Origin of the sequence: Microbacterium sp. 4NA327F11, assembly GCF_005503465.1 — a bacterium.
Lineage (GTDB): Bacteria > Actinomycetota > Actinomycetes > Actinomycetales > Microbacteriaceae > Microbacterium > Microbacterium ginsengisoli.
The window spans coordinates 286,617-313,015 of record NZ_SCOB01000001.1 but is presented as its reverse complement, the minus strand read 5'-3'; the positions used below and the strand labels follow the sequence as shown (position 1 = coordinate 313,015).

The 26,399-nt window shown below is 70.7% G+C and carries 25 protein-coding genes; 10 read left to right on the top strand and 15 right to left on the bottom strand.

Translation table 11 applies throughout. The features are described from left to right. The first annotated feature begins 404 nt into the window (after positions 1–404). Positions 405–2,054 (top strand): autotransporter outer membrane beta-barrel domain-containing protein, encoded by a 1,650-nt coding sequence (locus tag FFS51_RS01530; protein ID WP_137877273.1) that lies wholly within the window; start codon positions 405–407, stop codon positions 2,052–2,054. Between the two features lie 77 nt (positions 2,055–2,131). Here FFS51_RS01530 and rplI read toward each other — a convergent pair whose 3' ends face one another. The 4 genes from rplI to rpsF form a co-directional block, all read right to left on the bottom strand. Continuing rightward, on the bottom strand, positions 2,132–2,584 hold the full coding sequence (gene rplI, locus FFS51_RS01525; RefSeq protein ID WP_045247874.1) for a 50S ribosomal protein L9: 453 nt from the start codon (positions 2,582–2,584) through the stop codon (positions 2,132–2,134). Between the two features lie 9 nt (positions 2,585–2,593). Continuing rightward, complete coding sequence (rpsR, locus tag FFS51_RS01520; protein ID WP_045247875.1) at positions 2,594–2,848, bottom strand: 30S ribosomal protein S18; 255 nt, start codon at positions 2,846–2,848, stop codon at positions 2,594–2,596. A 65-nt stretch (positions 2,849–2,913) separates the two neighbouring features. Further along, positions 2,914–3,411, bottom strand: a complete 498-nt coding sequence (locus tag FFS51_RS01515) for a single-stranded DNA-binding protein (RefSeq protein WP_045247876.1) — start codon at positions 3,409–3,411, stop codon at positions 2,914–2,916. A 5-nt stretch (positions 3,412–3,416) separates the two neighbouring features. Beyond that, positions 3,417–3,776, bottom strand: a complete 360-nt coding sequence (gene rpsF, locus FFS51_RS01510) for a 30S ribosomal protein S6 (protein WP_045248006.1) — start codon at positions 3,774–3,776, stop codon at positions 3,417–3,419. 228 nt (positions 3,777–4,004) lie between these two features. On the opposite strand from rpsF, the gene FFS51_RS01505 reads away from it, so the two are divergent. The 4 genes from FFS51_RS01505 to FFS51_RS01490 all read left to right on the top strand — a co-directional run bounded on the left by FFS51_RS01505 (position 4,005) and on the right by FFS51_RS01490 (position 8,700). After that, the gene (locus FFS51_RS01505; protein WP_171006067.1) at positions 4,005–4,853 is read left to right on the top strand and encodes a helix-turn-helix transcriptional regulator; all 849 of its coding nucleotides are present in this window, start codon (positions 4,005–4,007) and stop codon (positions 4,851–4,853) included. A gap of 114 nt (positions 4,854–4,967) precedes the next feature. Next, positions 4,968–6,614 (top strand): AMP-binding protein, encoded by a 1,647-nt coding sequence (locus FFS51_RS01500; protein ID WP_137877271.1) that lies wholly within the window; start codon positions 4,968–4,970, stop codon positions 6,612–6,614. 32 nt (positions 6,615–6,646) lie between these two features. Continuing rightward, entirely contained in the window at positions 6,647–7,573 is a 927-nt protein-coding gene (locus tag FFS51_RS01495; RefSeq protein WP_137877270.1) for a hypothetical protein, read from the top strand. Continuing rightward, positions 7,570–8,700 (top strand): hypothetical protein, encoded by a 1,131-nt coding sequence (locus tag FFS51_RS01490; RefSeq protein ID WP_137877269.1) that lies wholly within the window; start codon positions 7,570–7,572, stop codon positions 8,698–8,700. Before FFS51_RS01495 ends, FFS51_RS01490 begins: the two co-directional genes overlap by 4 nt. On the opposite strand, the gene FFS51_RS01485 is transcribed toward FFS51_RS01490, so the two are convergent. The 5 genes from FFS51_RS01485 to FFS51_RS01465 all read right to left on the bottom strand — a co-directional run bounded on the left by FFS51_RS01485 (position 8,690) and on the right by FFS51_RS01465 (position 14,774). Continuing rightward, complete coding sequence (locus FFS51_RS01485; RefSeq protein WP_056206116.1) at positions 8,690–9,349, bottom strand: TMEM175 family protein; 660 nt, start codon at positions 9,347–9,349, stop codon at positions 8,690–8,692. The two genes, FFS51_RS01490 and FFS51_RS01485, sit on opposite strands and share 11 nt — an antisense overlap. A gap of 4 nt (positions 9,350–9,353) precedes the next feature. Continuing rightward, positions 9,354–11,036, bottom strand: coding sequence for a dipeptide ABC transporter ATP-binding protein (locus FFS51_RS01480; protein WP_137877268.1), 1,683 nt, complete (start codon positions 11,034–11,036; stop codon positions 9,354–9,356). Continuing rightward, positions 11,033–12,004: an ABC transporter permease gene (locus FFS51_RS01475; RefSeq protein ID WP_137877267.1), complete on the bottom strand. Its 972-nt coding sequence runs from the start codon at positions 12,002–12,004 to the stop codon at positions 11,033–11,035. Before FFS51_RS01475 ends, FFS51_RS01480 begins: the two co-directional genes overlap by 4 nt. Next, positions 12,004–13,077, bottom strand: coding sequence for an ABC transporter permease (locus tag FFS51_RS01470; protein WP_137877266.1), 1,074 nt, complete (start codon positions 13,075–13,077; stop codon positions 12,004–12,006). Before FFS51_RS01470 ends, FFS51_RS01475 begins: the two co-directional genes overlap by 1 nt. Positions 13,078–13,148: 71 nt before the next feature. Beyond that, on the bottom strand, positions 13,149–14,774 hold the full coding sequence (locus FFS51_RS01465; RefSeq protein ID WP_045247884.1) for an ABC transporter substrate-binding protein: 1,626 nt from the start codon (positions 14,772–14,774) through the stop codon (positions 13,149–13,151). Between the two features lie 204 nt (positions 14,775–14,978). On the opposite strand from FFS51_RS01465, the gene FFS51_RS01460 reads away from it, so the two are divergent. Genes FFS51_RS01460 through FFS51_RS01445 form a run of 4 tightly spaced genes read left to right on the top strand, consistent with a single transcriptional unit; the run spans position 14,979 to position 18,581 of the window. Further along, positions 14,979–15,935 carry an ABC transporter ATP-binding protein gene (locus FFS51_RS01460; RefSeq protein WP_137877265.1) on the top strand — a complete coding sequence of 319 codons (957 nt, stop codon included), beginning with the start codon at positions 14,979–14,981 and terminating at the stop codon, positions 15,933–15,935. Then, positions 15,932–16,747 carry an ABC transporter permease gene (locus FFS51_RS01455; protein ID WP_137877264.1) on the top strand — a complete coding sequence of 272 codons (816 nt, stop codon included), beginning with the start codon at positions 15,932–15,934 and terminating at the stop codon, positions 16,745–16,747. Before FFS51_RS01460 ends, FFS51_RS01455 begins: the two co-directional genes overlap by 4 nt. 5 nt (positions 16,748–16,752) lie before the next feature. After that, positions 16,753–17,970, top strand: coding sequence for a sensor histidine kinase (locus FFS51_RS01450; RefSeq protein WP_048808957.1), 1,218 nt, complete (start codon positions 16,753–16,755; stop codon positions 17,968–17,970). Further along, complete coding sequence (locus FFS51_RS01445; RefSeq protein WP_137877263.1) at positions 17,967–18,581, top strand: response regulator transcription factor; 615 nt, start codon at positions 17,967–17,969, stop codon at positions 18,579–18,581. Before FFS51_RS01450 ends, FFS51_RS01445 begins: the two co-directional genes overlap by 4 nt. Positions 18,582–18,621: 40 nt before the next feature. Here the strand turns inward: FFS51_RS01445 and FFS51_RS01440 are convergent, their stop codons facing one another. The 4 genes from FFS51_RS01440 to FFS51_RS01425 all read right to left on the bottom strand — a co-directional run bounded on the left by FFS51_RS01440 (position 18,622) and on the right by FFS51_RS01425 (position 22,573). After that, positions 18,622–19,020: a DUF779 domain-containing protein gene (locus FFS51_RS01440; RefSeq protein WP_045247888.1), complete on the bottom strand. Its 399-nt coding sequence runs from the start codon at positions 19,018–19,020 to the stop codon at positions 18,622–18,624. A gap of 129 nt (positions 19,021–19,149) precedes the next feature. Then, positions 19,150–20,697: an acetaldehyde dehydrogenase ExaC gene (gene exaC / locus FFS51_RS01435; RefSeq protein WP_045247889.1), complete on the bottom strand. Its 1,548-nt coding sequence runs from the start codon at positions 20,695–20,697 to the stop codon at positions 19,150–19,152. A 102-nt stretch (positions 20,698–20,799) separates the two neighbouring features. Then, entirely contained in the window at positions 20,800–22,128 is a 1,329-nt protein-coding gene (locus FFS51_RS01430; RefSeq protein ID WP_137877262.1) for a GAF domain-containing protein, read from the bottom strand. A 109-nt stretch (positions 22,129–22,237) separates the two neighbouring features. Further along, entirely contained in the window at positions 22,238–22,573 is a 336-nt protein-coding gene (locus FFS51_RS01425; RefSeq protein WP_045247891.1) for a winged helix-turn-helix transcriptional regulator, read from the bottom strand. Positions 22,574–22,649: 76 nt separating this feature from the next. Between FFS51_RS01425 and FFS51_RS01420 the strand changes: the two genes are divergently transcribed. Beyond that, entirely contained in the window at positions 22,650–23,291 is a 642-nt protein-coding gene (locus tag FFS51_RS01420) for an FMN-dependent NADH-azoreductase (protein ID WP_045247892.1), read from the top strand. 18 nt (positions 23,292–23,309) lie between these two features. On the opposite strand, the gene FFS51_RS01415 is transcribed toward FFS51_RS01420, so the two are convergent. Together FFS51_RS01415 and FFS51_RS01410 are read right to left on the bottom strand one after the other, a co-directional pair. Then, positions 23,310–24,737 carry a CCA tRNA nucleotidyltransferase gene (locus FFS51_RS01415; RefSeq protein WP_045247893.1) on the bottom strand — a complete coding sequence of 476 codons (1,428 nt, stop codon included), beginning with the start codon at positions 24,735–24,737 and terminating at the stop codon, positions 23,310–23,312. A 10-nt stretch (positions 24,738–24,747) separates the two neighbouring features. Further along, entirely contained in the window at positions 24,748–26,289 is a 1,542-nt protein-coding gene (locus tag FFS51_RS01410) for a DUF7059 domain-containing protein (protein ID WP_137877261.1), read from the bottom strand. Positions 26,290–26,399 lie beyond the last annotated feature (110 nt).

Below are 26,399 nucleotides of genomic sequence, written 5' to 3'. Positions count from 1 at the left end.
CCGCTCCGGCGCCTCCGACGCGTCGGGCCAGGTGCACCCCACCCTCCCCACGGGGACCCTGGCGCCGGGCGGCGCCAGCGGGTCGGGCAACCCGATGATGGCGAGCCCCACGCTCGGCACTCTCGGGGTTCCCGCCGGCGCCGCCCCACACTGTCGTTCCGCCGGCCCACCCGGGCCACTCGGGCAGCCACCCGATCCGCCACCGGACCTCCGGCGCCGCTGACACCCCACCGCACACCTGACGAGCGACCGCTCGCCAGACGATCCGTCGCGCCCTCGCGACCCTCACATGGGAACAGACCATGCACACCTTCGATTCGCACGCCCCGGTGCGCCCCGCGGAATCCGCGACGGCGATCGTCGCGACGTCGCCGATCAGCGGGCCGACCGGCCCGCGAGGTGGCATGCCCACTCACTCCCCGGTGGCCGCCCCCGCGGCCACCGGGGGGCCATCCACCTCGGTCGGGGGTGATCGCACGGCCTCGGTCGTCGACGACCCCACCGCCCAGCTCCGCTCCCTCGCTGACGCGACGTCCGCCACGATCCGCACTTCGCCGACTCTTCCTGTGTCGGGGACCCCTGGGTGCGCATCGGATGCCTCGGCCCCCGCCGCGTTCATCGCGGCAGCGGCGCCCCGGCTCGGCCACGTCGATGCAGTCGACAGCCGGCTGGTCGCCCTCGGCGTGTCCGGCGCTCGTCGTCGGCCGATCGGCCAGCGGGCGACGACCGAGATGGGCGACGTCCCCGCTCCTCGCGAGAGCGCGGGTCGCCGCAACCGTCCCGGGTCGACATCGCACCTCCTCGACGCGGCGTCGACCCGGGACGCACACCTTCAGACCTCTCTCCCCACAACTGCATATCCCTCACCGCGCACCCGCGCGGAGCGCCGGGTGGCCTCGGCCACCAACCGTCATCTCCCTGGAAGGAACACCATCATGCGCACGCACCTCACGCGATCCGTCATCGGCATCGCCATCGGCACCGGACTCGCCCTCACGGGCGCGGTGGCCGCCAACGCCGCCACGGGCGACAACACCAACAACGACAACGGCGCCCTCATCGGCGTGCACCTGCCGGTGACCATCACCGGCAGCGGTATCGGCATCGGCGGCACCGCCACCGACACCCCAGGTTCGTCGAGCGGGTCGTCCTCCAGCGGATCGTCGTCGAGCAACCCGCTCGGCAACCTGCTCAACGGCGTCATCACGGTCAACCCGAACGCCGTCTCCGGATCGTCCGGAGTGCCGAAGCTCGTTCAGGTCGACGCCCCGGTGACGATCGGCGGCAACGCCGTCGGCGTCGCCGGCAACGCCTCGACGTCGACCTCCCCGTCCGCGCCCGCGACCACACCCGGCAAGGGGCTCGTGGGCGTCAACGCACCCGTCACGATCGGCGGCAACGCGGTGGGCGTGCTGGGCAACGCCGTCTCGGGAACGGGCGGCGCGGGCGGCGGGTCGTCGGCGAGCAGCAACCCGCTGACCTCGCTCCTGGGCGGACTGTCATCGAGCAGCAACCCGCTGAGCTCGGCGCTGTCGGGACTGCAGAGCCAGCTTCCCGCCGGTCTGAGCACGCTGGTGCCGAGCCTCGGCACCTCGAGCCTGCCTGCCGGTCTCGACACCCTGGTGCCGGGACTCTCCTCGGCCACCGGAGGCAGCGACGTGCTCTCCCCGCTGGTGAACGACGCCCTCAACCCGCTCGTCTCGACAGTGACCGGGCTCGTCAACGGCACCGGGCTCGCGACGGTGAACGTGCCGCTGTCGGCGTCGTGCAACTCGGTCGCGCTGCTCACCCCGAACACGGTGAACTGCCCGACGAACACCACGCCCACCACCCCGACGAACCCCACCAACCCGACGAACCCGACCAACCCGGTTGACCCCGGCACCAACGGATCGATCTTCGGTTCTGCAGCCAGCACGAGCGGCGCCCTCGCCTTCACCGGCGCGGCCGGCCTGTTCCCGCTGATGCTCATGGGCGCCTCGCTCGTCGCCGCCGGTGTGGGCGCCGCGGGCTACTCGGTGATCCGTCGCCGCCGCGTGGCCAGCTTCGCCTGACCCGCATCCCCCCGGAAACGCTGAGGGCCCCGGGATCCGAAAGGATCCCGGGGCCCTCAGCCGTGCGTCGCGCCGGATTACTTCGCGGCGACGACCTGCAGCGTGATCACGGCGGTGACGTCGTCGCGCAGACGGACCGTCGCCTCGTGGGTGCCGACCGACTTGATCGGCGACGTGATGTGGATCTTGCGCTTGTCGAGGTCACCGAGACCGGCGGCCTTGACTGCGTCGGCCACGTCGTCGTTCTTGACGGAACCGAACAGACGCCCCTCGGCGCCGGCCTTGACCGCGAGCTTGACCGAGGACTGCTCGATGTTCGCCTTCAGCGCGAGCGCCTCTTCGTGGTCGTGGATGGCACGGGCCTCACGGGCCGCGCGGATCGACGCGACCTGCTTCTCGCCACCGCGCGTCCACGCGACAGCGAAGCCCTGGGGGATGAGGTAGTTGCGGGCGTACCCGTTCTTGACCTCGACGACGTCGCCGGCGCTACCGAGCCCCGCGACCTCATTGGTGAGAATCAGCTTCGACATGGGTGCTCCTTAGCGGCCTGCGCCGGCGTAGGGCAGGAGCGCCATCTCGCGCGCGTTCTTGATCGCCTTGGCGATCAGACGCTGCTCCTGCACCGAGACACCGGTGATACGACGGGCGCGGATCTTGCCGCGCTCCGAGATGAACTTGCGAAGCGTGGCGACATCCTTGTAGTCGATGACGCCCACGCGGATCGCCTTCGCGGGAGCGGCGACCTTCGCGCCCTTCCGCGGCTTGCGGCGGTCGCCGCTTGCCTTTCCAGCCATGGTGTTCCTTCGTGTGTGTGAGCGGATGCCTCAGGCGCGGGGCCGCGGCATCCGTGATTCGAGATTCAGAACGGAGTGTCGTCGCCGTAGGCGCCCGGGGCGCTCCACGCGTCGGCACTGCTGTTCGAGGAGCCGGGCGTCGACCACGGCTCGTCGGCGACCTGGGCGCGCGATCCGCCGCCGCCGGCGCCGGAACCGCCGGCCGCACGGGTGACCTGTGCGGTGGCGTAGCGCAGCGAGGGGCCGATCTCGTCGACCTCCAGCTCGATCGCGGTGCGGTTGTTGCCGTCACGGTCCTGGTAGGAGCGCTGACGCAGACGACCGGTCGCGATGACACGGCTGCCCTTGGTCAGCGAACCCGCCACGTGCTCGGCGAACTCACGCCAGACCGACGCCCGCAGGAACAGGGCCTCGCCGTCCTTCCACTCGTTCGCCTGACGGTCGAACGTGCGGGGGGTCGACGCGATGGTGAAGTTCGCGACGGGCAGCCCGTTCTGCGTGTACCGCAGCTCGGGGTCGGCCGTGAGGTTGCCCACGACGGTGATGACGGTCTCGCCGGCCATCGTCGTTACGCCTTCGCGACCTTCGCGGCACCGGCGGCGGCCTTGCGGGCAGCCTTCTCGTCGGCGCGCTTCTGCTCGGACGCGATGAGAGCGATGGCCTCTTCGGCGCGGAGCACCTTGGTGCGGAACACGAGCTCGCTGAGGTTCAGCTGGCGGTCGAGCTCCTGCGTGGTCTCGCTGGTCGCGGTGAAGTTGACGACGGCGTAGATGCCCTCGGACTTCTTCTTGATCTCGTAGGCGAGACGGCGGCGGCCCCAGACGTCGACGTTGTCGATCGAGCCACCATCATTCGTGATGACCTTCAGGAACTTGTCGAGGTTCGGGGTGACCTGGCGCTCGTCGAGCTCGGGGTCGAGGATGACCATCAGCTCGTACTGGTGCGTGTGCGTCACTAACCCACCTCCTTCGGACTAGAACGGCTGCCGGGCGTTTCCCGACAGCAGGAGGGTTGATGCACGTGTCCGCGATGCGCGGCGGGAGCCGCACACGGACAACCTTCGAAGTGTATCGGATGCCACGAACCCCCGCCAACCGGCGGCGCTTCCCGCGCACGGGCCGGTGCTACGATGCGGCCCAATCATCTGGAGGCGACGATGCCGGACATCAGCGCGGCGGCCCTGCGGCCCGACGACCGCGACCTGCTGCGCGGCATCCTGCGTCGTCTGGCAGGCGGTACGCCCGGCTACGTGCTGATGGCAGGACTGGTCGATCACGACGCGTTCACGATCACCGAGCTCGTGGGCACCGAGACCGACAGCCTGCACCGGCTGTTCGTTCGCGCGGGCGAAGGGGTCGGCGGCGGAGCCGTCGCGCGCGGACGCCCGACGGCGGTCAACGACTACGTGGGAGCGCCGCAGATCTCCCACCAGCACGACGGTGCGGTGCGACGCGAAGGGCTGCGGTCGATGGTCGCCGTGCCGGTGACGGTCGACGGTGCCACCCGCGCGGTGCTCTACGCCGCGACACGCGACGAGGGGAGCCTCGGCGACGCGGTCGCGACGCACCTGCTCGGCGGAGCGCGCGCGATCGGCGGAGAGCTGCACGTGCGGGACGAGGTCGACCGCCGGCTGGCGGCGCTGCGGGGCGTCGACCCCGCGGTGCGCGCCGACGACCGGGACGCCCGCGACGCGGTGCGGGTGGCGCACGCCGAACTGACCGCGCTGGCCGCAGCGACCGCGGATCCGACTCTCGCCGCCCGCCTGCTCGCGATCGACGCGCAGCTCGTGGGCGCCCGGCAGCACGATGCCCCACAGCTGTCGGCACGGGAGTCGGACGTGCTCGCGCAGGTCGCGCTCGGCTGCACCTATGCCGAGACGGCGCGGCGGCTCACCCTGCAGCCCGACACCGTCAAGGGCTACATGCAGACGATCATGGCGAAACTCGGCGCCCACTCGCGCCATGAGGCCGTCGCGACGGCGCGGCGCCTCGGCCTGCTGCCCTGACGGCCGGCGCCGGCCGACACCCTCCATCGGGGGGTGTGGGGGCCGCGGCATCCGTGTTTGCATCGTGCCACCGCGGCGCGACGGAGCGCCGCCCAGCTGTCGAAGGAGACCCGGATGCCTCACCTCGCCGAACCCACGACGATCACCTCGCCCGTTCCCCTCAGCCCCGCCGCGAACGACGAGCCGCTCACCCCGCTGCGGTTCCTGCAGCGGGCGGCGGAGGTCTTCCCCGACAAGGACGCGATCGTCTACGGCGCGCGCCGCTACTCGTACCGGCGCTTCGCCCACGAGGCCGAGCAACTGGCGCGGGTGCTGCAGGCGCGCATCGAGCCCGGCGACCGCATCGCCTACCTCGTGCCCAACACCCCCGAGATGCTGATCGGCCATTTCGCGGTGCCGCTCGCGGGCGGCGTGCTCGTCGCGATCAACACCCGCCTGAGCCGGACCGAGATCGACTACATCCTGCTGCACTCCGGCGCGCGGGTGCTGATCGCCGACGCCGAGATCCTCGCGTCGATCGGCGACCCGCTCGCCAGCGTCGGCACCCTCGAGGAGGTCGTCGAGGTGCAGGACCCCGAGTTCGGCCATCCGGGCGGGCACGTGGCATCCGGTCAGGTGTCCTACGAGGAGTTCCTGGGCCGCGCGGCCGACCTCGACGAGCCGGTGTCATGGCATGTGAGGGATGAGCGCGCGCCCATCTCGATCAACTACACCTCGGGCACGACCGGCAAGCCGAAGGGCGTCGTCTACACGCACCGCGGCGCCTACCTGAACGCGCTCGGCGAGGTGTTCCACCAGCAGCTGACGAGCGCGTCGGTCTACCTGTGGACGCTGCCGATGTTCCACTGCAACGGCTGGTGCACGCCGTGGGCGGTGACCGCCGCCGGCGCCACCCATGTCGGGCTTCGCGCCGTGCGGGCCGACCGCATCTGGGAGCTCATCGACGGGGCATCCGTCACCCATCTCTGCGGGGCGCCGACCGTGTGCACGACGATCGCGGCGTCCGCCGACGCGCACCTCGTCGAGCGGCCACTGCGCATCACGACCGCGGGTGCGCCGCCGTCGCCGACCATCATCGAGACTCTCGAGGACCTCGGCATCACCGTCGTGCACGTCTACGGGCTCACCGAGGTGTACGGACCGTTCACGGTGTGCGAGTACCAGACCGCGTGGGACGGCCTCGACCGCGGCGAGCGCGCCAAGCGTCTCGCGCGGCAGGGGGTGGGGATGGTGCAGGCAGAGTCCGCGCGGGTCGTCGACGAGCAGGGGCAGGATGTCCCCGCGGACGGCACGACCATCGGCGAGATCGTGCTGCGCGGCAACAACGTCATGCTGGAGTACTTCCGCGACAGCCGGGCCACGAAGGAGGCGTTCCGCGGGGGATGGTTCCACACCGGCGACCTCGGCGTGATGCACCCCGACCGCTACATCGAGCTGAAGGACCGCGCGAAGGACATCGTGATCTCGGGCGGCGAGAACATCTCGACGGTCGAGGTCGAGCAGGCCGTCGTCTCGCACGACGCCGTGCTCGAGGTCGCCGTCATCGGCCGCCCCGACGCACGATGGGGTGAGCGGCCGGTCGCCTTCGTGGTGCTGCGCGAAGGGCATGCCGCGGGCGCCGACGAGCTGCGGGTGCACACGCGCGGGCTGCTCGCCGCATTCAAGGTGCCCGACGAGTTCCACTTCGTGGCGGAGCTGCCCCACACCGCCACCGGCAAGGTGCGCAAGTTCGATCTGCGAGCCGCCGCCGTGAACGCCTGACAGCGGGTCGCCCCGCCCGCTACGGTGTCGGCATGGAGTGGGTGGGGGACGGGGCCGACGCCGGTCGGTGGCTGGTCGAGCGCATCGACGATCCGTGGCGCGGCAGCATGCACGACGTCGTCCCGCGCGGATTCCCGAGCTACGCGCGAGTGTTCCACCCGACGGACGCCGATCGCCCGATGGCCGGACAGTGGCCCCCACTTCCGTACGCCCGACATCTCCGTGCGTGGGACGCCTTCATGGCCCACGGGGTGCACGACGTGGAGCGCCGGTCGGTCAGCTGGTCGGAGGCCGCGGCGATGCACGGCACGACGTGGCATCCTCTCGCGCAATGGGGCTCCCTCGTGCGACAAACCACCGACACGTGGGAGTCGAGCGTGGCGGACGAGTTCCTCTCGGCCGACGGATGGCGCGTGCGCCCGCCTCAACAGGGTCAGCTGGATGCCGCGGTATGGCCGCACCTCGCCCGCACGCTCGCAGCGCACAGCGACACCGACGAGATCTTCGTCGCGCTGTGGGAGGGACACGGCGCGCTCGTCGAGAGCACGAGCGGCACCGGCCGGGTGTTCCTCTCCTCCGACGGACAGGCAGCGGCAGCGGGCGGTGCCGTGCTCTCGCGCGAGATCTCCGCGGCACCCCGACTGCAGCTGCCGAACCGGGGCTTCGTCGTGTTTCGCGGCACGATCGGCGAGCTGAGCGCAGACGACTGGCCTCTCGACGTGCCCTGGCGTGATCGCATCGCGGAGAGCTACGGCTTCGCGCCCTCCGCCCTGTCGCCGAGCATCGTCTGGTCATCCGACCAGGCGTGGGTGACCGTCAGCGAGGTCGACCTCGACTCGACGGTCGTCGGCGGCCCGCCCGCTCTCATCGATGCGGTCTGTGCGGCGGAGGGCATCGAGGCACTGCCGATCGACGAGGGCGCGCACCTGGACTGGGACGCCGACAAGGTGAACCGATGAACGGACTGGGGCGGGCGGCATCCGGCGCCCTCGACACGGGCGCCCTCGTCGCACCGGTCGACCCGGCGGCGGTGCGGGCGTTCCGGAAGGCCCGCGACAAAGGCATGACCGCGGGACGCGTCGTCGGGTTCGTCATCGCCGGCATCGTGACGCTGTTCGCCCTGGCGGTCATCGTGCCCATCGTCATCGGCGTGCTGGGATCGGTCATCGTGGGTCTCACCACGGGCGACGGAGCCTCGCCCGTCGCCCTCGTCTTCGTGCTCGCCGTCGTCGGAGTGCTCGCGATCTTCGTCTCGGCGGCCGTGCGCACCTGGCGCAGCGCCGCCGTGCACGCGTACCGGCTCGACGCCTTCGCGCGCGCGAACGGTCTCACCTACACGACACGCATCGACGACCCGAACCTGCCGGGCGTCATCTTCGACACTGGCGAGAACCGGAAGTCGCTGGATATCGTGCGTACCGCGTCCGGGCGCGACATCGAGATCGCGAACTACCGGTACGAGACCGGCTCGGACCGGGACCGCACCACGCACCGGTGGGGGTACGTGGCCGTGCGCCTCGACGTGCCGTTGCCGAACATCGTGCTCGACGCCGTCGGCAACAACCGCATGTTCGGGGCATCCAATCTGCCGGCGGACTTCGCGCGCTCACAGCACCTGTCGCTCGAGGGCGACTTTGACCGGTACTTCCGCCTGTACTGCCCCGCCGGCTACGAGCGCGACGCGCTCTACCTGTTCACGCCCGACATCATGGCGCGCTTCATCGACAGCGCTGCCGCCCTCGACGTCGAGATCGTCGACGACCGACTGTTCCTCTACGCCGAGCGCGACCTCGTCACCCTCGATCCCGCCACCTGGCAGTGGCTCGACGCGACCATCGGCGCCCTCACGGCCAAGCTCGATCAGTGGGCGCGCTGGCGCGACGAGCGCGTCCAGAGCGAACAGGGCGCACCAGCGGATGCCGCGGCATCCACCCCCCACGTCACGCCGCCGCCCGTCGTGGCTCCCGCCGGCCGGAGACTCCGCCGCCGCGCGTCGGTGCTCGGCGGCATCGCGGCCGTCGTGTTCATCGGGTTCTGGCTGTGGAGCCTGTTCGGCGATGCGATCGGACGGCTCGTCAACCCGTGACGCGTCCATCGCGGGAGAGGAAGACCCGCGTGATCGTGCGCTCGAGCACGCCGTTCGCACCCATGAGGATCAGCGAGTAGTAGCCGATCGCGGGGAACAGCAGTGAGATCACGAGCGCCAGCGAGAACAGCACGGCCAGCGACAGATCGTTGCCGACGCCGCGGATCAGCGCCTTCTCGGGAGTGTCGTGCAGACCGGGATGCTGCCGCAGATAGAGGCGTGTGCAGAGCGACAGCAGGCTCGTGACCACCATGCTGCCCATGTAGATCGACTTCGCGACCGGATCGCCGGACCCCGCCGCCCCCGTGATGGAGGTTGCGACCGGCAGCCAGACGATCGTCACGAGCCACGCCATCATCAGCCAGATGACGGCGGCATCGACCCGCTGCACCCGGGAGAACTGTCGGTGGTTGCCCACCCAGAACATCGCGATGATCGCGAAGCTCAGCACGAACGACACCAACTGGTCGTGGTGGTCGCCCAGCCACCGCCACGTGCCGCCCTCGGTCGAGCTGATGTCGCCGACGCTCTCCATGAGCGGCAGGATCAGCAGCGTGATCGCGATGGCGACCACCGCGTCGGAGAACGCGGTGAACCGCTCCGCCGCATACCCGGGTGCGTGCGGGCTGTCGCCCTCGTCGTCGGTCACCCGGTCACCCCTCGCGCGTGCGCTCCCACTCCTGCCGGCGCGCGGCCTGCGCCACCGGATCGGGCACGGGGAGCGAGGCGAGCAGCCGCTTCGTGTAGTCGTCGCGCGGGGCGCCGAGCACCTGAGCGGTCGTGCCCTGCTCGCGGATCACGCCGTGCCTGAGCACCACAATACGGTCGGCGACCTCGTCGATCACCGCCAGATCGTGGCTGATGAACAGCGACGCGAACCCCAGCTCCCGCTGCAGCTGCGCGAACAGCTCCAACACGGTCGCCTGCACTGACACATCGAGTGCGCTGGTGGGTTCGTCGGCGATGAGCAGCGTCGGCTGCAGAGCCAGCGCCCGCGCGAGCGACGCGCGCTGGCGCTGACCGCCGGAGAGCTCATGCGGGAACCGGTCGCCGAACGCGGTCGGCAGGCGCACCGCGTCGAGCAGCTCGTCGACGCGGGCGCGCGCCGCTCGCGGCGACCGGGCGCGGCCGTGCACGATGAGCGGCTCGGCGATGCACTCGGCGATGGTCAGCAACGGGTTGAAGCTCGTCGCCGGGTCCTGGAACACGAACCCGATCTCGGGTCGCAGCGGCGCGAGCCGCCGGTTCGTGGCGCCGCGCATCTCGGTGCCGAGCACGGTCAGCGACCCGCCCATGACCTCCGTGAGACCGACGAGGGCGCGCCCGATCGTGGTCTTGCCCGACCCCGACTCGCCCACGAGGCCGACGACCTCGCCCGGCGCGACCCAGAAGTCGACGCCCTTGACGGCCACGACCCCGCCGCGACCGAAGCGTCCCGGGTAGCCGATCTCAGCCGCTCGCGCGACGACGACCGCGTCGGCGGGCGCCTCGGTCGGGGCGGATGCCGCGGCATCCTGCCCCTGCGTGCGGCTCTTGCCCGCACCCACGCGCGGGACGGCGGCGAGGAGCTCCTTCGTGTACGGCTCGCGCGGCGACGCGAACAGCTCGCGCACGGGCGCCTGCTCGACGATGTCGCCGCGGTACATCACGATCACGCGGTCGGCGAGGTCGGCGACGACGCCCATGTTGTGGGTGATGAGCACGATCGTCGCGCCGAACTCGTCGCGGCAGGTGCGCAGCAGCTCGAGGATCTCGGCCTGCACGGTGACATCGAGCGCCGTCGTCGGCTCGTCGGCGATGATCAGCCCCGCGTTGAGCACCAGCGCCATCGCGATCACGACGCGCTGCTTCTGACCGCCCGAGAACTGGTGCGGGAAGTCGTCGACGCGGCGCTCGGGGTCGGGGATGCCGACCGTGCGCAGGATCTCGATCGCGCGCGCCTTCGCCTGGGCGCGGCTGATCTTCTGGTGGGCGCGCAGGCCCTCCGCGATCTGCCAGCCCACCGTGTAGACGGGGTTCAGCGCGGTCGAGGGCTCCTGGAACACCATCGCCGCGTCCCGCCCGCGCATCGCGCGCAGCTGCGCGTGGGTCGCGTGCACGACATCGGTCTCGCCGTCGGCGCCACGGATGATCACGGCTCCCGAGAGCGTCGCCGTCTCGGGCAGCAGGCCCAGCAGCGTGTTCGCCGTGACCGTCTTTCCCGACCCGGACTCACCGACGATCGCCAGCACCTCGCCGGCGTGCGCGGCGAGCGAGATGCCCGACACCGCGGTGACGGGCGCGCCGTCGGTCGCGAAGGTGACCGTGAGGTCTCGGATGTCTGCGACGTCGCTCATGCGGCACCTCCCGCGCGACGGCGGGTACGCAGTCGCGGATCGCTCAGGTCGTTGAGGCTCTCGCCGACGAGCGTGATGCCGAGCACCACGAGCACGATCGCCAGGCCCGGGAAGATGGAGGTCCACCAGATCCCGCTCGTCACGTCGGCGACCGACCGGTTCAGGTCATAGCCCCACTCGGCGGCCTTCGTCGCCTCGATGCCGAACCCGAGGAAGCCGAGGCCCGCGAGGGTGAGCAGCGCCTCGGACGCGTTGAGGGTGACGACCACCGGCAGCGTGCGGGTCGAGTTGCGCAGCACGTGGCGCACCAGGATGCGCCCGAGCGGCACGCCGATGACGCGCGCCGACTCGACGAACGGCTCCGCCTTCACCCGCACGACCTCGGCGCGCACCACGCGGAAGTACTGCGGCACGAAGACGACGGTGATCGAGATCGCGGCCGCCAGGATGCCGCCGACCAGCGTCGACTGCCCGCGGCTGATCACGATCGACATGACGATCGCGAGCAGGAGCGACGGGAACGCGTAGATCGCGTCGCAGATCACGACGAGCACCCGGTCGAGCCAACCCCCGAAATACCCCGACAGAAGCCCGAGGGCGACACCGATGAACAGCGAGAACACGATCGCCGCGAGGATCGCGAACAGCGCCGTCTGCGCGCCCCAGATCACTCGCGAGAACACGTCGAAGCCGCTGACGGTCGTGCCCCAGAGGTGGGCGGCACTGGGTGACTGCTGGGTCGCGAAGTCGACACCGTTCGCCGACTGCTGTGCCCATGAGTACGGCGCGATGAGCGGCGCGAAGGCGGCGACGAGCACGAACACGGCGACGATGACGACGCCGATGACGAGCATTGCGCGCTGCAGCCCGACGCTGCGGCGCAGGTGCGAGAGCACCGGGATGCGGTCGGCGAGAGGACGCGTGCGATCACTGACCGCCGCGGGGCGGGAGGAGGCATCCGTGGACATCAGTACCTCACTCGCGGGTCGATGAGAGCGGCGATCACGTCGACCACGAAGTTGGTCAGCGCCACGACGACCGCGATCATGACGACGATCCCCTGCACGGCGACGAAGTCACGCGCCTTCAGATACTCGGAGAGCATGAAGCCGATGCCCTTCCACTCGAACGTCGTCTCGGTCAGCACCGCCCCCGACAGCAGCATCGCGATCTGCAGGCCGATGACAGTGATGATCGGGATCAACGCGGGCCGGTACGCATGCTTGGTGACGAGGCGGAACTCGCTCACCCCTCGCGAGCGGGCGGATGTCACATACTGCGCGCCGAGCGTGCCGATCACGTTCGTGCGCACGAGCCTCAGGAACACGCCCGCGGTCAGGATGCCGAGAGCGACGCCGGGGAGGATCGCGTGCAGCAGCACGTCGCCGACGGCGGCGCCGTTGCCGAGTCGGATCGCGTCGATCAGGTAGATGCCGCTGGGGTGGTCGAGGTTGCCGAGCAGCAGCTCGGTGCGGGTGGAGGCGCGGCCGTTCGTGGGGAGCACCCCGAGCCACACCGAGAAGACGAGCTTGAGCAGCAGTCCGACGAAGAAGATGGGGGTCGCGTAGCCGAGGATCGCCCCGACGCGCAGGGTGGCGTCCGGCCAGCGGTCGCGCTTGTAGGCGGCGACCAGTCCGAACGGGATGCCGATGAGGAACGCGACGATGAGCGCGTAGAACGCGAGCTCGAGGGTGGCCGAGCCGTACTGCAGCAGCACGTCGAGCACGGGTCGGCGGTCGGTGATCGTGGTGCCGAAGTCACCGCGCAGGATGCCGCCGAGGTAGTCGAGGTACTGCGCCCAGAGGGGTCGGTCGTAGCCGGCCTCGTGGATGCGCTGCTGCAGCTGATCGGGAGGGAGACGTCCGCCGAGAGCGGCGGTGATGGGGTCGCCGGTCAGACGCATCAGCACGAAGACGACGGTGACCAGGATGAAGACGGTGGGGATGACCAGCAGCAGGCGCACGAGGATGTAGCGCCAGAGCCCGCCGCCCTTGGAGACGGCGGGGGCGAGTGCGGCCGGATCGACGGCGGCAGTGACCATGGGGGAACGACCTTACGTGGATCGCGCCGTGGGCCGGGGGGAGACCCCCGGCCCACGGCGCTGGACGACGCTTACTTGTGCAGCGGCGCGTAACGGAACTTGAACGAACCGTCGAGCGTCGCGCCCTGGACGTCGGAGCCGACGACGGCGGTCTGCGTGCCCTGCAGCAGCGGCAGGGTCGACAGGTCCTGGGCCACGAGGTCCTGGATCTTGCCGAGCTCGGTCGCGCGCGACGCGGCGTCGGTGTCGGAGGCCTGCTTCGTGATCAGGTCCTGCACCTCGGCGTTGTCGTAGTGGTTCTTCAGGAAGTTGTCCTTCGAGAAGAACGGCGTCAGGTAGTTGTCGGCGTCGGAGTAGTCCGGGAACCAGCCGAGCTGGTACGCCGGGTACACGTCGGCGACGCGGTCCTTGGAGTACTGCACCCACTCGGTCTGCGCGAGGTTGACGGTGAACAGGCCGCCGTTCTCGAGCTGGCTCTTGACCGCGGCGTACTCGTCACCCGACGAGGGGCCGTAGTGGTCGCCGTTGTACTGCAGGTTGAGGGTGACGGGCGTGGTGACGCCGGCGGCCTCGAGGATCTGCTTCGCCTTGTCGAGGCTCGGGCCGCCGTTGCCGTCGCCGTACAGCGACTTCAGCGACTCGGTGGCGCCGGCGAGGCCCTGCGGAACGTAGGAGTACAGGGGGGTGTAGGTGCCCTTGTAGACGTTCTGCGAGATGGCGGCGCGGTCGACGAGGGATGCCGCGGCCTGGCGCACGGCGAGAGCCTTGGCCGGGTCGGCCTCCGCGGTCGTCGCACCGTAGGGCTGGGTGTTGAAGTTGAAGACGATGTAGCGGATCTCGCCGCCGGGGCCGTCGACGACCTGCACCTTGTTGTTCGACTTCAGGTCGGCGATGTCGGTGGCGGTGAGGCTGCGGAACGCGACGTCGATCGCGTTGTTGGAGACATCCAGCTTCAGGTTCGACGAGTCGGCGTAGTACTTGACCGTCACGCCGCCGTTGGCGGCCGCGCCCAGCTCGCCCTGGTAACCGGCATAGGGCTTGTAGTCGATCAGCTCATTCTTCTTGTACGAGTCGATCGTGTACTGGCCCGCGAACGCGTTGCCCGCGACGATCGTGTCGTCAGGGGTGACGGCGGTCGCCGAGAACACCTGCTCGTCGACGATCGGCGCCGCCGGGCTCGAGAGGATCTGCGGCCACGTCTGGTCGTTGGGCGCCTTCAGCGTGAACACGACGGTCGTGTCATCTGGGGTGGCGACCGAGTCGAGGTTGCCGAGCAGCGATGCCGGACCGTTGGGGTCGTTGATCGCGACCTGACGGTCGAAGGAGAACTTCACGTCCGAGGAGGTGAGGTCGTGGCCGTTCGCGAACTTCAGACCCGGCTTGAGCTTCACCGTGTACTCGGTGGGCGAGGTGTACTCGGCCGAGGTCGCGATGTCGGGGGTGACCTCCGACGTGCCGTACTTGCTGTTGAGCAGGAACGGGTAGACCTGGTTCATCACGGCGAACGAGCCGTTGTCGTACGAACCGGCCGGGTCGATCGAGGTGATCTTGTCTGTCGTGCCGATCAGCAGCGGCTCGCTCGAGCCCGAGCTCGAGGAGGAGCTGCTGCCCGAGCAACCGGCCAGCAGCAGCGCGGAGGCGCCGACCGCGGCCACGACGAGGCCGAGACGGCCGCGCGTGCGGGGGGAAAGTGTCATGGTGATGTGACTCCAGCTGTGAAAGAAACGGCCGCCTGGCGACGGACCGCATCCCGATATCTTGGACCCGTTCTCAGCGGGGACAAAGCCTGTGGAAGGACTTTTCACAAGATCGAAACGCGTGCTATGGGCGTGACGAATGTCACATTCGGGTCGTGACGACCGGCTCTGGTGCAGCGGATCGCCCTGCGGGAGGCTCTGAGCATGAGCTCATCCGCACCCGCCGCAGACGCGGCATCCGCTCGCTCCGGCGGCTCCGGTCACACGGCGATCCGCGCTCGCAGCCTCGTGAAGTCGTTCGGCAAGGTCCAGGCCGTGCGCGGCGTCGACCTCACCGTCGCGCAGGGCGAGATCGTCGCGTTCCTCGGCCCGAACGGGGCAGGCAAGACCACCACGATCGACATGATCCTGGGGCTCGCGCACCCCGACGCGGGTGAGATCGAGGTGTTCGGGCGCAGTCCCCGGTCGGCGATCTCCCACGGTCTCATCTCCGCGGTGCTGCAGACCGGCGGCCTGCTCAAGGACCTCACCGTGCGCGAGACGCTGCGGCTCACGGCGAGCCTGTTCAGCGACACCCGGCCCATCGACGAGGTGCTGCAGCGCGCCGGCATCTCGTCGATCGCCGACCGCAAGGTGGGGGTGTGCTCGGGCGGTCAGCAGCAGCGGCTGAGGTTCGCGATGGCGCTGCTCAGCGACCCGGGGCTGCTGATCCTCGACGAGCCGACGACGGGCATGGATGTCGAGGGTCGCCGCTCGTTCTGGCAGGCGATCCGCGCGGACGCCGCCCGCGGCCGCACCGTGCTGTTCGCCACGCACTACCTCGACGAGGCCGACGAGTACGCCGACCGCATCGTGCTGATGAGCCACGGCCGCATCGTCGCCGACGGCACGACGGCGGAGATCAAGAACCTGGTCGCCGGCCGCGTCGTGCACGCCACCCTGCCCGGCGCGGACCCGGTCGCGCTCGCGGCGATCGCCGGCGCCGAGGATGTCTCGGTGCAGGGCGAGCGCATCGCGATCCGCACCCGCGACTCCGACTCGGTGGCCCGGCATCTCCTGACCGCCACCCCCGCGCGAGACCTCGAGATCTCGGCGCAGAACCTCGAGAGCGTCTTCCTCGCGCTCACCGGCAACGACGACACCGAGAAGAGCACGCGATGACCAGCACGCCCGCCCCCGCCCCCGTCAACCTCGACCGGCGAGTGCCGCCGCTCGGCGGCTTCACCTTCACCTATCTCGGCATCGAGCTCACGCGGAAGCTGCGCAACCGCCGGTCGCTGATCTTCACCGTCGCCTTCCCGGTGCTGATGTACATGATCGTCGGCTATCGCCTGAAGGACACCCCGCTCACGGATGTGCCCCTGTCGGCCGGCGGTGTCTCCGTCGCGGCCTACATCATGGTGTCGATGGCGATGTACGGTGCCATGATGTCGGCCACGCAGACCGGCGCATCGGTCGCCCTCGAGCGCGCACAGGGATGGAGCCGGCAGCTGCTGCTCACGCCGCTCAACCCCCTCGTGAACGTCATCATCAAGATCATCGCCGGCATGCTGTTCGGGTTCATCGCGATCGTGGCCACGTATGTCGTGGCCGGGTTCTCGGGTGTGCAGCTGAGCCCCGTGCAGTGGATCGTCACGGGTCTCGCGGCGTGGCTGCTCGCCGGCGCCGTCTTCACGACCCTCGGACTGATGGTCGGCTACATGGTCCCCGGCGAGAACGCCGCGCAGATCACGAGCCTCGTGATCGTGCTGCTCTCGTTCCTCGGAGGTCTGTTCTACCCGCTGTCGAGCATGCCGGACTTCCTGCAGACGATCGCGAAGTTCACCCCCGTGTACGGCATCAGCCAGATCGCGCGCGCACCGCTCACGGGCGACGCCTTCGACCTCGGCGCGCTCGTCAACGCGATCGTGTGGCTTGCGATCTTCGTCGCCGGCACGGTGGTGTTCTTCCGTCGCGACACGAAGCGGTCGTGAGCGCGATGTCCGCGGGGCGGCGTCCGGGTGCGGATGCCGCCCCGCGGCCTATCGTGTGGGATGTGAGTCAGACGGAGTCGCCCGATCGTGTGCGCGGCATGGGCTGGCCGGTGCTCGCCGACGGCGAGCGCGCCTCGCTCGCCGGATGGCGTGCGACGCTGGCGACTCCCTCCGTACGGGGGTGGTACGTGGGCGGCGCGATCGCGTTGCCGTGGCTGTTCGTCGTGCTGCCGGGGGTGCTCAGCGCCCCGCAGCTGTGGCAGCAGGTGCTCGGCAGCACTCTGGTGCTGCTCTTCGCCGCCGCGTTCCTGATCGCCGCCCCGACCGCGTGGGCCACTCCGCGCCGCGGGCGCATCTGGATCGTGCTGGGCCTGTTCGCGCTGTCTTTCGCACTGATGCCCTGGCTCGGGTGGGACGTGCGCGCCACCTGGACGTTCGTGGGCGTGGTGCTGGGCGTGAGCGTCATCGGCTGGCGGTTCACCTGGATCGCCATCGTCGCGCTCGGCCTGCTCGCCTTCGGCATCGCAGTCGCGACCGGCGTCGACCCGGCGGACGCCGTGCTGAACTCCGCGATCATCGTGTCGATCTCGCTCATGATGGCCGCCTTCGCACGCACCCTCGCCGCGCTCGGCCAGCTGCGCAAGACGCAGGCCCAGGTCGAGGTGCTCGCCGCCGACCGGGAGCGCAGCCGGGTGGCGCGCGACATCCACGACATCCTCGGGCACTCGCTCACGGTCATCACCGTGAAGGCCGAGCTCGCCGGACGCCTCATCGACGCCGACCCGCAGCGGGCGGGCGTCGAGATCGGCGAGGTCGAGGCGCTTGCCCGCGGCGCCCTGGCCGACGTGCGCGCCGCGGTGAGCGGCTTCCGCGAGGTGAACGTGAGCGCGGAGCTCGCCGCCGCCCGGGCGGCGCTGCGGGCGGCCGGGATCGAGCTCGACGCGCCCGCATCCACCGATGCGATCGACCCGGCACATCGTGAGCTCGCGGGGTGGGTCGTGCGCGAAGGCGTCACGAACGTCATCCGTCACGCGGGTGCGTCGCGCTGCCGCATCCGGCTCGAGCACGATGTGGTCGAGGTCGCCGACGACGGTGTCGGGCCCGGGGCCGGCACCGCGTCCACCGGTCTCACGGGGCTGCGGGAGAGAGCGGATGCCGCCGGCGCCCGCCTGCGCATCGGTCGCAGCGACCTCGGCGGGTTCTCGGTGCGGGTCGAGCTGTGAGCGACGGCATCCGGCTGCTGATTGCCGACGACCAGGCCCTCGTGCGCGGGGCGCTCTCGGCGCTGCTCTCGCTGGAGCGCGACATCGAGGTCGTCGCCGAGGTCGGCCGCGGCGACGAGGTCGAGGCCGCCGCCCGCGCGGCGGCGGCGACCGTGGCCCTCCTCGACATCGAGATGCCCGGTCTCGACGGCATCGCCGCGTGCGCGCGGCTGCGCGAGACAGCGCCCGGATGCCGCGTGCTCATCGTCACGACCTTCGGTCGCCCCGGCTACCTGTCGCGCGCGCTGCAGGCGGGGGCATCCGGGTTCGTCGTGAAGGACACCCCCGCCGCGCAGCTCGCCGACGCGGTGCGCCGGGTCGCCCGAGGGGAGCGGGTCGTTGACCCGCAGCTCGCGATCGACTCGCTCGCGCAGGGCGACTCGCCGCTCACCGAGCGCGAACGCGACGTTCTCGAGGGGGCGCGCACCGGCGGCAGCGTCGCGGACATCGCGCGCATGCTGCACCTGTCCGAAGGCACCGTGCGCAACCATCTGTCGTCGGCCATCGGCAAGACCGGCGCCCGCAACCGAGGCGACGCGGCGCGCATCGCCGAGCAGAACGGCTGGCTGTAGCCGGGTCAGGCTCCGCGCGAGCGGCGCCGGGAGCCGGGCGTCACGACGCCGTCGTCAACCCGAAGTACTCGAGCTCGGCGTCGTTGAGCATGCGCGACCGGATGAGGAAGCGCATCCCCGTCGGGCCCTCCACGCTGAAGCCGGCGCCACGGCCGGGCACGACGTCGATCGTCAGATGGGTGTACTTCCAGTACTCGAACTGGCTCTCCGACATGAAGACCTCGATCGGCTCGAGGCCCGGGACATCAAGGTCGCCGAGCTTCACGTCGCTCGGACCGGTCATGAACATCCCGATCGGGTAGCACATGGGTGCGCTGCCGTCGCAGCAGCCGCCGGACTGGTGGAACATCAGCGGGCCGTGCTGCTCGGTCAGCTGCCGCAGCAGGGATGCCGCGGCATCCGTCACATCGACGCGGTGATAGGTGCCGATACGGACCATCGTGATCTCCTCTCCGAGATCGTGTCCTCCGAGTGTGCGCCCGCCGCCGCCCGGAGGGAAGACCGGGACGACGGCGGGCGACGGAACCGCGGGGCTCCCGGAGGAGTGGGGAGCCCCGCATCCATCGGCTTAGAAGAAGCCCATGGCCCCTTCCGCGTAGCTGACCAGGAGGTTCTTGGTCTGCTGGTAGTGGTCGAGCATCTGAGCGTGGTTCTCGCGTCCGATGCCCGACTGCTTGTAGCCACCGAAGGCGGCGTGAGCCGGGTACTGGTGGTAGGTGTTCGTCCAGACGCGACCGGCCTCGATGGCGCGACCGGCGCGGTAGGCGGTGTCGATGTTGCGGCTCCAGACACCGGCGCCCAGGCCGTACAGCGTGTCGTTGGCGATCGAGATCGCGTCGTCGAAGTCGTCGAACGAGGTGACCGAGACGACCGGACCGAAGATCTCCTCCTGGAAGATCCGCATGTCGTTGGTGCCCTCGAACACGGTCGGCGCCACGTAGAAGCCGCCCGACAGGTCGCCGCCGAGGTCGACGCGCTCACCACCGGTGAGCAGCTTCGCGCCGCCCTCCTGGCCGATCTGGATGTAGGACAGGATCTTCTCGAGCTGGTCGTTCGACGCCTGCGCACCGATCATGGTGTTCGGGTCGAGCGGGTTGCCCTGGATGATCTTGCTGACGCGCTGCAGGCCGTCACCGAGGAACTGGTCGTAGATCGAGCGCTGGATGAGCGCGCGCGACGGGCAGGTGCAGACCTCGCCCTGGTTCAGGGCGAACAGCGTGAAGCCCTCGAGCGCCTTGTCGTAGAAGCCGTCGTCACGGGTGGCGACGTCCTCGAAGAACAGGTTCGGGCTCTTGCCTCCGAGCTCGAGCGTGACCGGGATGAGGTTCTGCGACGCGTACTGCATGATCAGGCGGCCGGTGGTGGTCTCACCGGTGAAGGCGACCTTGCGGATGCGCTTGTGCTGCGCGAGCGGCGCGCCCGCCTCGATGCCGAAGCCGTTGACGATGTTGACGACACCGGCGGGGATGAGGTCGCCGATGATCTCGAACAGGAACAGCAGCGACGCCGGGGTCTGCTCGGCGGGCTTGATGACCACGCAGTTGCCGGCGGCGAGCGCGGGGGCGAGCTTCCACGCGGCCATGAGGATCGGGAAGTTCCACGGGATGATCTGCGCGACCACGCCCAGCGGCTCGTGGAAGTGGTACGCGACCGTGTTCTCGTCGATCTGGCTGATGCCGCCCTCCTGGGCCCGCAGCACGCCGGCGAAGTAGCGGAAGTGGTCGACGGTCAGCGGGATGTCGGCGGCGAGCGTCTCGCGCACCGGCTTGCCGTTGTCCCAGGTCTCGGCGACGGCGATCTTCTCGAGGTTCTGCTCGATGCGGTCGGCGATCTTGTTGAGCAGGTTGGCGCGCTCGGTGGTGCTGGTCTTCTTCCAGCTCTCGAACGCCTTCCACGCGGCATCCACCGCGCGATCGATGTCCTCGCTGGTGCCGCGCGCGACCTCGGTGAACGGCTTGCCGTTGACCGGCGAGATGTTCTCGAAGTACTGGCCCTTGACGGGCTCTACCCACTCGCCGCCGATGTAGTGGCCGTAGCGGGGGCGGTAGTCGGCGATCGAGCCACGCTGTCCGGGGGCTGCGTAGACGCTCGAGACGCCATCTTCGACGATGGTCATGGTGTCTCCTTCGACGGGTCATGAACCGAGGTCGGCGTCGGTGCCGCCTCGTTGCCGTCGAAGCTAGGTCGCGCCACGTTGCATCACGTTGCGCGGCGCGGGTCAGCCCTGTTCGAGCTTCTCGATGCGCGCCACGAGCCCCGCGCGCTTGGGCGAGCGGGCGGGCAGCATCTCGAGGCACAGCCGCAGCAGCTCGCCGTCGGCGGACCCCATCTCGGTGTCGGCGAAGGCCAGCAGCACGTCGACGCTCGCCTCGCTCATGAGCGCTTCGCGCAGCGCCGTGCGCACCGAGTCGCGGAACTCCTCGACCCCGGGTGCGGTCGATTCGGGCAGCACGTCGCCGCGGTACGCCGAGAGCGCGACACGGTGCGCGCCGCGGTCGAGCAGCGACAGCAGCTGCTGCGCGTCGGTCTCGAGCCCTCCGCCGAGCCGGTAGGGACGGGACTCGGGCACGAGATGCGGCGCAGACTTCTCGAGCATCTTGCGCAAGCGCACGATCTCGGCCCGAAGCGTCACGGATGCCTCGGGGTCGCCGTAGACGAGCTCGCTCAGCCGCTCGGCCGACAGACCCTGCCGGTGGGTGGCGAGCATGAGCATGATCTCGGCGTGGCGCACCGAGAGCTCGAACACCGTGACCGACTGGTCGGCGGCGGTCTCGAGCAGCGCGCGGTCGCGGCCGAGCACCCGCAGTGTGGTGCGGCCGGTGACCGCAGGCTGGGTGCGAGAGCGGCGGGTGCGGGTGGGCTGCTCGGCGCGGGCTCGCAGGCGCGAGAGCAGCAGTTCGCCCTCGACGGCCCGCGCGGTCGCGTCGACCAGGAGCTTGGCTTGAGGAGTGACGACGACGTCGGTGCCGGTGACGTCGATGACGCCGAGTAGACGTCTCGTCTCGGGGTCGTGCACGGGCGCGGCCGTGCACGACCAGCCCTGCACGAGACGGTTGAAGTGCTCGGCGCCGCGGATCTGCACCGACTGGTCGAGCATGAGGGCGGTGCCGGGGGCGGCGGTGCCCATGGCCTCCTCCGACCACGTGGCGCCGGCGACGAAGCCCATCTCGCCCGCACGCAGTCGCAGACGTCGATCGCCCTCGACCCACAGCAGTCTCCCGGCGGCATCGCCGACGGCGACGACCACGCCGGAATCCTCGGAGACGCCGGGGATGAGGAGCGTGCGGATCATGTCGATCGCACCCGCAAGGGGATGCTCGTGCCGCAGCCGGTCGAGTTCGTCGGCGGGGATGCCGATGGGCGGCAGGTCTTCGACGCCGACGAGACGGTCGAGCGAGCGGCGCCAACTCTCGCGCACCATGCCGCGCACGTTCCGCACGCGGTCGTCGTCCGAGTTGCCGCGCACGAACTCCTCGTGCGCGCGCTCGATGATCAGACGGGATGCCGCGGGTACGACCGGCAGGTCCTCGGTCCAAGGGGACGTCATTCGCGCCCTCCGATCGACGATGAAACGGGGGTCGCCCTCAGTGTAGACATCGGGCGCGACGCGCGGCAGGGTTCGTGGGAATCCCGCAGGTTCGCGGCGCCCGCGACGCTCATGGCCGCGCGGGGGCGACGAGGTAGGAGCTCGCCCAGCGTCCGAGGTCGTCGAGGATCGGGCTGATGCGGGTGCCCGCCTCGGTGAGCGCGTAGCTGACGGTGACGGGCGGGCCGGGTTCGACGGAGCGGCTCACGAGTCCCGCCTCGGCGAGCTCGCCCAACCGGTCGGAGAGCATGGCGTCGCTGACGCCGATGGCCCGGCGGATCGCGACGAACGACGTCGGTCCCGCCCCGAGCACGCTCAGGATCATGCCGTTCCAGCGCTTGCCGAGGATCGAGAACGCGAGCGACACCGCCGCGTCGCACGCGTGGGTGTCGTGGTCCTCGGCCATGCCCCCATGGTAGCGGTGCTACACTCCGGAAAGTCGCTCTAATTTCCATAGCGACTACGAGAATGAATGGAGTGTCATGTCGCTGTTCCGTCTGGATGCCAGCATCCTCCCCGCCACCTCTGCGAGCCGTGCGCTCGGAGACATCGTCGAGGCGGAGTGGACCGCCGCGCACCCCGATCGCGGCGTCGTACGCCGGGATCTCGCCACGGCGCCCATTCCCGCGACCGCCTGGCCCGCCGCGGTCACCGCGAAGTTCACCCCCGAGGCCGACCGCAGCCCCGAGCAGGTCGAGGCCGTCGCCCTCGCCACCCGTCTCGCCGACGAGCTCATCTCGGCCGACGCTCTGCTGTTCACCGTGCCGCTGTACAACTTCGGCGTCTCGCAGCACGTGAAGACCTGGTTCGACCTGGCCTACACCGATCCCCGCATCGACCCGCAGGGCACCGCTCTGCAGGGCAAGCCCGCCGTACTCGCGACCGTGCTCGGCGGCAACTACGGCGAAGGCACCCCGAAGGAGGGCTGGGACCACTCCACCGGGTGGCTCGAGCGCGTCTTCGCGGATGTCTGGGGGCTCGACCTGCGCGTCGTGATGCGTCCGTTCACCCTCGTCGGCGTGAACCCGGCGCTCGACGCCTTCAGCGACCTCGCCGCCGACCTCAAACAGCAGGCCGAGGAGTCCGCGCGCGCCCACGGCCGCGACATCGCCAGCGCCGCGTGACCGCCGTGGTGGGTCGCCCTACGACCGGGCGGCCCACCACTCGAGAAGGCGCTGCTCCGCGGCATCCGCACCGATGACGCCCTCGTCGAGACGCACCTCCAGCAGGTAGCGGTAGGCCTCGCCGACCTCACGGCCGGGGCCGATGCCCAGCACCTCCTGGATGCGGTTGCCGTCGAGCTCGGGCCGGATCGCGTCGAGCTCCTCCTGCGCCGCGAGCTGGGAGATGCGCGCCTCGATGTCGTCGTACGCCGCCGCCAGCCGCGCCGCCTTGCGCTTGTTGCGGGTCGTCACGTCGGCGCGGGTGAGGATATGCAGACGCTCGAGCTCTTCGCCCGCATCGCGCACGTACCGGCGCACGGCCGAGTCCGTCCATGCCCCCTCGGCGTAGCCGAAGAAGCGCAGGTGCAGCTCGATGAGCCGGGCCACCACCGTCATCGTGTCGCTGTCGAAGCGCAGGTCGCGAAGGCGGGCGCGCGCAAGGCGGGCGCCCTTCACGTCGTGGTGGTGGAAGGTGACCCCGCCGCCCGGCTCGAGCCGGCGCGTGGCGGGCTTGCCGATGTCGTGCAGCAGGGCGGCGAGCCGCAGCGGCACATCGGGCTCGGCATCGGGATGCCGCGACCGTTCGAGTGCGATCGCCTGCCGCAGCACCGTCAGCGAGTGCTCGTAGACATCCTTGTGGTGGTGGTGCTCGTCGACCTCGAGGCGCAACGCCGGCACCTCCGGCAGGAACTCCGCGAGCAGACCGGTCTCGACCAGCAGACGGATGCCCCGCACGGGATCGTCCGACGCCAGCAGCCGAACGAGCTCGCCCTGCACGCGCTCGGGGCTCACGATCGCCAACGTCGCCGTGAGCCCGGCGATCGCCTCGCTCGTCTCGGGGGCGACGGCGAAGCCCAGCTGCGAGGAGAACCGGGCGGCGCGCAGCATCCGCAGCGGATCGTCGCCGAAGCTCACCCGCGGGTCGATCGGGGTGCGCAGCACGCCCGCGACCAGGTCCTCCACACCCCCCGAGGGGTCGACGAGCGCCCGCTCGGGCACGCGCAGCGCCATCGCGTTGACCGTGAAGTCGCGGCGCACGAGGTCGTCGTCGAGCACGTCGCCGAAGGCGACCACGGGCTTGCGGGTCGCCCCGTCGTAGTTGTCGGCGCGGTACGTCGTGATCTCGACCTGCTCGCCCTGTACGCGCGCGCCGATCGTGCCGAACGCCCGCCCGATGTCCCACTGGGCGGTGGAGATCGGCGTGACGATCCGCAGGATGTCATCGGGCCGCGCGTTCGTGGCGAAGTCGAGGTCGTGCGTCGGGCGGCCGATCAGCGCATCGCGCACCGGGCCGCCCACGATCGCCAGCTCGAACCCTGCGGCGGCGAACGCGTCGGCGACGCGGACCACGACCGGTGACGCGGCGAGTGCGGCCAGGCGCGCGACACCGTCGACCATGTTGAGCATGCCGACGAGCCTATCCGGCGGGATCGGCCGGCTCGGGGCCGTCGAACCCGAGGAAGCCCGTCACGACGAGCTCCCGCACGCGCGGCAGCAGTTCCGCGGCGAGCGCGTCGGGGTCGACCTCGAGGAGGTCGGCGATCGCCGCGACGAGCACACCCACCGCGAGGTCGCCGTCGCACACGCCGACGAGGGCGGCGAGCCCCGGATCGACCACGAGCGCCCGCTGGAAGCCGGCGCCCTGGCGCAGCTCGATGACCGTCGGCGCCTCCTCGCCGGGGCGGTGATGCCGCGCCTCGGTGACATCCGGGGCGACGTGCAGCACGCTCGCGGCGAGCTGCGCATCGGTGAGCGCGGCGAGCCTGTCGTGGGCGGCGAGGGAGGCCGCCAGGTGCGGTCCGAGCGCGTGGTCGATGGGCTGCGGCATCCGCTCGAACCGGGCGAGTGTGGGCACGCCCGTGGCCCGGCGCAGCAGCAGATAGCCGAACCCCACGGCGGTCACGCCGCGGTCGGCGAAGTCTTCGAGCCAGGCGCCCACGAGGCGGGCGTAGTCGTCGCCGCCCGGAGCCGACCCGCCGTCACGCACCCACAGCTGCGCATACGCGAGCGGGTCCAGCTGCTCGCGCTCGACGATCCAGGCGTCGAGCGGAACCGGACTCGCCGCCACCCAGGCCCGCACTCGCTCGAGGCCGTCCTCGCCGTCGCGGTACTCCCAGTTGCCGAGCAGCTGGGCCACTCCGCCGGGCGTGAGCACCTCCCCGACCCCCCGCACGACGGCGGCCACGAGATCATCGCCCGCGAATCCGGCGTCGCGGTACTCGTAGGCCGGAACGCCCGCGACACGGGGCGTGATCACGAACGGCGGGTTGGAGACGACCCGGTCGAACTGCTCGCCCGCGACGGGCTCGAACAGACTCCCCTCCCGCAGCTCGACCGCGGTGTCCCCCGCGAGCGCCGCGTTCAGGGCGGCGAACCGCAGGGCGCGGGTCGAGACATCCGTCGCCACCACGCGGTCCGCATACCGCCGCGCCCGCAGCGCCTGGATGCCGCACCCCGTGCCGATGTCGAGCACGGATGCCGCGGCCGCCGGCAGCTGCAGCGACGCGAGCGTGAGCGAGGCACCCCCGACGCCCAGCACGTGGTCGGGGGCGAGCTCTCCGCCGAGGGCCGCCTCGTCGAGATCGCTCGCGATCCACCATTCGACCTCGCCGCGACCGTCGGCGAAGGCCTGCGGGCGTACGAGGGCGGTCGCGACGACGACCTCTCCGGCGACCTGCACGAGGTCGAGCGCGATGAGCCCGGCCACGCCGCACGCGGGGAACGCGGCCTCCACCTCGGCGACGGATGCCGCAGCCCCCACGCCGAGCAGGCGGCACACGACCGCGAGCGGGTCGGTGCGTCCCTCGAGCGCCGCGAGGGCGGGGCCGCGCAGCCCCTGCCCGATGGCCCGATCGGGCAGGTCGCCCCACGCGGCGCGCACGGCGTCGGTGCGGTAGTCCGCGGCATCCAGATCCCGGGCGAGGGCCGCCGCCGCGGCGGTGTCGATGGAGACGGTCACCCGTCCATTCAACCGCGCGCGGGCGTCCGCTCGCCGCCTTCCCCGCGAGGCTCGGGGATGCCACAGCACCCGCCCGTAGAATCGCAGCCGACGTGCGCGTGGACCGCACC

Excerpts from the sequence above, each read along its gene's own strand:
- FFS51_RS01425 (WP_045247891.1), bottom strand. The coding sequence starts at position 22,573 with ATGGCCGAGGACCACGACACCCACGCGTGCGACGCGGCGGTGTCGCTC.
- exaC (WP_045247889.1), bottom strand. The coding sequence starts at position 20,697 with ATGACCATCGTCGAAGATGGCGTCTCGAGCGTCTACGCAGCCCCCGGA.
- FFS51_RS01460 (WP_137877265.1), top strand. The coding sequence starts at position 14,979 with ATGAGCTCATCCGCACCCGCCGCAGACGCGGCATCCGCTCGCTCCGGC.
- FFS51_RS01430 (WP_137877262.1), bottom strand. The coding sequence starts at position 22,128 with ATGACGTCCCCTTGGACCGAGGACCTGCCGGTCGTACCCGCGGCATCC.
- FFS51_RS01500 (WP_137877271.1), top strand. The coding sequence starts at position 4,968 with ATGCCTCACCTCGCCGAACCCACGACGATCACCTCGCCCGTTCCCCTC.
- FFS51_RS01475 (WP_137877267.1), bottom strand. The coding sequence starts at position 12,004 with ATGTCCACGGATGCCTCCTCCCGCCCCGCGGCGGTCAGTGATCGCACG.
- FFS51_RS01415 (WP_045247893.1), bottom strand. The coding sequence starts at position 24,737 with ATGCTCAACATGGTCGACGGTGTCGCGCGCCTGGCCGCACTCGCCGCG.
- FFS51_RS01515 (WP_045247876.1), bottom strand. The coding sequence starts at position 3,411 with ATGGCCGGCGAGACCGTCATCACCGTCGTGGGCAACCTCACGGCCGAC.
- rplI (WP_045247874.1), bottom strand. The coding sequence starts at position 2,584 with ATGTCGAAGCTGATTCTCACCAATGAGGTCGCGGGGCTCGGTAGCGCC.
- FFS51_RS01465 (WP_045247884.1), bottom strand. The coding sequence starts at position 14,774 with ATGACACTTTCCCCCCGCACGCGCGGCCGTCTCGGCCTCGTCGTGGCC.
- FFS51_RS01495 (WP_137877270.1), top strand. The coding sequence starts at position 6,647 with ATGGAGTGGGTGGGGGACGGGGCCGACGCCGGTCGGTGGCTGGTCGAG.
- FFS51_RS01440 (WP_045247888.1), bottom strand. The coding sequence starts at position 19,020 with ATGGTCCGTATCGGCACCTATCACCGCGTCGATGTGACGGATGCCGCG.
- rpsF (WP_045248006.1), bottom strand. The coding sequence starts at position 3,776 with ATGGTCATCCTCGACCCCGAGCTCGACGAGCGCCAGGTCACCCCGAAC.
- rpsR (WP_045247875.1), bottom strand. The coding sequence starts at position 2,848 with ATGGCTGGAAAGGCAAGCGGCGACCGCCGCAAGCCGCGGAAGGGCGCG.
- FFS51_RS01455 (WP_137877264.1), top strand. The coding sequence starts at position 15,932 with ATGACCAGCACGCCCGCCCCCGCCCCCGTCAACCTCGACCGGCGAGTG.
- FFS51_RS01450 (WP_048808957.1), top strand. The coding sequence starts at position 16,753 with ATGTCCGCGGGGCGGCGTCCGGGTGCGGATGCCGCCCCGCGGCCTATC.
- FFS51_RS01480 (WP_137877268.1), bottom strand. The coding sequence starts at position 11,036 with ATGAGCGACGTCGCAGACATCCGAGACCTCACGGTCACCTTCGCGACC.
- FFS51_RS01420 (WP_045247892.1), top strand. The coding sequence starts at position 22,650 with ATGTCGCTGTTCCGTCTGGATGCCAGCATCCTCCCCGCCACCTCTGCG.
- FFS51_RS01490 (WP_137877269.1), top strand. The coding sequence starts at position 7,570 with ATGAACGGACTGGGGCGGGCGGCATCCGGCGCCCTCGACACGGGCGCC.
- FFS51_RS01470 (WP_137877266.1), bottom strand. The coding sequence starts at position 13,077 with ATGGTCACTGCCGCCGTCGATCCGGCCGCACTCGCCCCCGCCGTCTCC.
- FFS51_RS01530 (WP_137877273.1), top strand. The coding sequence starts at position 405 with ATGCCCACTCACTCCCCGGTGGCCGCCCCCGCGGCCACCGGGGGGCCA.
- FFS51_RS01505 (WP_171006067.1), top strand. The coding sequence starts at position 4,005 with ATGCCGGACATCAGCGCGGCGGCCCTGCGGCCCGACGACCGCGACCTG.